Annotated in this window: 1 protein-coding gene and 1 pseudogene; both read left to right on the plus strand. The window is 71.3% G+C overall.

The features are described 5' to 3' along the window. Window positions 1–96: pseudogene (locus AB0I76_RS25170) on the plus strand (threonylcarbamoyl-AMP synthase); the annotation flags it as partial. Window positions 97–1,903: 1,807 nt separating this feature from the next. Then, window positions 1,904–3,349 carry an alpha-amylase family protein gene (locus AB0I76_RS25175; RefSeq protein WP_357040152.1) on the plus strand — a complete coding sequence of 482 codons (1,446 nt, stop codon included), beginning with the start codon at window positions 1,904–1,906 and terminating at the stop codon, window positions 3,347–3,349. Window positions 3,350–3,631 lie beyond the last annotated feature (282 nt).

Below are 3,631 nucleotides of genomic sequence, written 5' to 3' on the forward strand. Positions count from 1 at the left end.
TTCTGGCCGGGCGCGCTGACGATCATCGTCGAGCACTCGCCGAGCCTGCGCTGGGACCTGGGCGACACCAACGGCACGGTGGCGGTGCGCATGCCCGGGCGGCAGGTCCTCGGCGACGTACCGGGCCGGCGGCCGCCAGTAGTCCGGCTCGGCCTCGGGCAGGTCGTCCTCGGCGCTGTGCCGGCCACTGCCGCTGCGCGGGGCGGCCGAGATCGGACCGGCGGAGATGGGTCCCGCGGAGATCGGTCCCGCCGAGATCGGCGAGGTCGTCTCCCAGCGCCGCGGGCTGTCCCACGGCTCCTCGGGCTCCTCGAGGCCGGCCGGCGGCGACACCGGGTAGCGGCTCCGGACGTCGGCGCGCGACCGGCGGCCGGTGCCGACCTCGTCGTCGTCGCGGTAGCGCCGACCGCTCGGGGCGGGCTCCTCCTCGACCCGGCGGGACACGCGCTCCTCGGACCTCCGGGCCGTCACCGGCTCCCGCTCGGTGTCGCGGCGGCGCGACGACCGTGGCTCGTCCGGCTCCTCCACCCGTCGTCGGGCGGACCGGGCGGCGGGCGCCTCCAGATCGTCCCGGCGCCGGCCGGAGCGGGCCGGCACGGGCTCCAGTTCCTCGTCCCGGCGGCGGCGCGGGGGGCGGGTCGGCTCCCGGAGGGAGCCGGCCTCGGGCACCACCGGCACGGTGAACCGTTCCGGGTCACGGCGCCGGCCGCCGGACGCGGTCCACGAGCCGGCGGCGGTGGTGTCGGCCCACCCGGGCGTCCGCTCCGCGGTCTTCTTCTTCTCCTTGTCGCGCCGGCCGAGACCCTTGAGCAGCAAACGACTGGTGGTCTCCTCGGCGGGCCGGGCGGCCATGGCCTTGTTGATGGCGGTGGCCTGCTGCTGCTCCCGGCTGCGCCGGCCCAGGCTCACCGAGAGCCGGACGAGCAGCGCCAGCACCACCAGCAGCACGCAGGCGAGGTAGCTGACGATCACCCAGGGCGCCGCGGGCCGCCCGGCGTTGAGGCCGTGGAAGATTCCGAACGGCCAGGAGAGGTACGCGGCGGAGTGCAGGGTCCGCCAGAGCCACTTCGGACCCACCCCCGCGAAGCGGGCGCGGATGATGCCGGTCCAGAACACGCTCACCATCAGCAGGGCGGCCACCGTGCCGAGGCCGACGTAGAGGCCCCGGCCTCCGATGAACGGCACGACCGCGTCGGTGGCGGAGGCCCGCCCGGTGGCGATCTTCGTCAGTACGTGGAAGACCAGTCCGGCGACGCCGAGGATGCCGGTGGCCCGGTGCGCCGACTGCAGCAGCACCCGGTGCCGGATCAGCAGCACCAGCCGGTCGGTGGCGAGCAGCCCCATCATCACGGTGAGACTCAGCGACACCAGGGTGATCACCCCGGCGAAGAACTCGGTGAAGAAGAAGCCGTACGCGTACGCCGTCGAGCCCACGCCGGTGAGCATGGTGACCGCCCACGCCCCGGCCAGGGCGGAGACACCGAACAGGACCGCCGCCGCCCGGGACCGCGTGCGGACCCCCCGGCTGCTGGTGGTGGTCCGGACCGTCGTGGCCTTCTGGTTCTGCTGTGCCCGGGCCATCTGCTCCTCGATCGTCTCGCGGTGGCGCGCCACCGGCCGACCCTGCTCCCCCTCCTGTACGGAACGGCGCGGCCGGCGGATCACCCGAGGCGAAGAATTTTTCGTCACTCCGTCGAACCGCGCGGCGGTCGGGCGCGTGTACGGGCCCGTGCGTCGCAGTGCGCGGACGGACGGTAGTGACGCATGTCCATGCGTTGACAGCGCCTGTAACTCGCTTGTAATCTTTCGGAAAATTTCAGGCCGGGTTGCAAGATCCCGGCAACTGGAAGCCCTCCCCCTGGCACCACCACCCCGTCCCCATCACCCCCGTCTGGAGTTACAGATGCATCGACGTCGATGTTTCTCCGCGGTCGCCGCCCTCGGTGTGATCGCGAGCCTGCTCCTGCCGACCGTCGTGACGGCACCCCCGGCCGCCGCGTCTCCCGCCGGCACCAAGAAGGTCATCGCCAACCTGTTCGAGTGGAACTGGTCCTCGGTGGCGAGCGAGTGTCAGAGCACCCTGGGCCCGAAGGGCTACGGGTACGTGCAGGTCTCCCCGCCGCAGGAGCACGTCAAGCGCTCCGAGTGGTGGGTGGCGTACCAGCCCGTCAGCTACCGGATCGAGTCCCGCAGGGGCACCCGGGCGCAGTTCAAGTCCATGGTCGACACCTGCCACGCCGCCGGCGTGAAGGTCATCGTGGACGCGGTCATCAACCACATGTCCGGCCAGGACAACGGCGGCACCGGCTGGGCCGGCTCGTCGTACGGGCACTACAACTACCCCGGCATCTACTCGTCGCAGGACTTCCACTACTGCGGCACCTCCGGTAACGAGATCACCAGCTACGGCGACCGGTACCAGGTGCAGAACTGCGAGCTGGTCAACCTCTCCGACCTGAAGACCGAGTCGGACTACGTCCGGACGAAGATCGCCGGGTACATGAACGACCTGCTCTCGCTCGGCGTGGACGGCTTCCGGCTGGACGCCAGCAAGCACATGCCGGCCGGGGACATCGCCGCCATCAAGGGCAAGCTGTCCCGCTCGGCGTACATCGTGCAGGAGGTCATCTACGGCGCCGGTGAGCCGATCACGCCGAACGAGTACACCGGCAACGGCGACGTGCACGAGTTCCGCTACGGCAAGGACCTGGCCCGGGTGTTCCGCTCGGAGAAGCTCGCCTACCTGCGCAACTTCGGCGAGGGCTGGGGGCACCTGCCCAGCTCGGTCTCGTCGGTGTTCGTCGACAACCACGACACCCAGCGCGACGCGGCCGGCGTGCTGACCTACCGGGACCGGGGCATCTACGCCCTGGCCAACGCCTTCATGCTGGCCTGGCCGTACGGCTCGCCGACCGTCATGTCCAGCTACACCTTCAGCCAGCGCGACCAGGGTCCGCCGCAGGACTCCGGTGGCAAGGTCCTCAACACCGCCTGCTACTCCGGCTGGGAGTGCGAGCACCGTTGGGGCGTCATCGCCAACATGGTCGGCTTCCGCAACGCCACCGAGGGCGCCGGCGTCGTCAACTGGTACGACAACGGCAACAACCACATCGCCTTCGGCCGGAGCGGCAAGGGCTTCATCACCATCAACGACGAGGACTACGCGATCAACGGCCGGTCCTACTACGCCGGGCTCCCGGCGGGCCGGTACTGCGACGTCGTCCACGGCACCTACTCGGCCGGCTCGTGCAGCGGCCCGGTGATCACGGTGGACGGCAGCGGCTGGTTCGCCGCGAACATCCCCGCCCACGACGCGGTCGCCATCCACATCGGCGCCCGCCTCAGCTGAGGTGTAAGGACGAACGGGCCGGGGGCGCTCCGGCGCAGCATGCGCCGCCGGCCTGTTCGCAGGGGCCCCTTGTTATCGCCATCTGCATAACAAGGGGCCCTTCCTAACGTCCGCGCCGTAGAGTGGTTTGGTGCCCTTTGACCGGATCAGCCCGTCGCGTCGGATCCGCTGGATCGGCGCGGCGGTGGGCGTACCCCTGCTGTTGCTGGCCGCCGGTGCGACCGGCTGGGCCCTGACCCCGGAGCCGGCGCCCGCGACGGTGACCCGGCCGGCGGCGCAGGG

Origin of the sequence: Micromonospora sp. NPDC049799, from assembly GCF_040656655.1 — a bacterium.
In the GTDB taxonomy this organism is placed as follows: Bacteria; Actinomycetota; Actinomycetes; order Mycobacteriales; family Micromonosporaceae; genus Micromonospora.

What these genes read in the sequence shown, in the direction of transcription:
- AB0I76_RS25175 (WP_357040152.1), top strand. Translation starts at nt 1,904, where the DNA reads ATGCATCGACGTCGATGTTTCTCCGCGGTCGCCGCCCTCGGTGTGATC.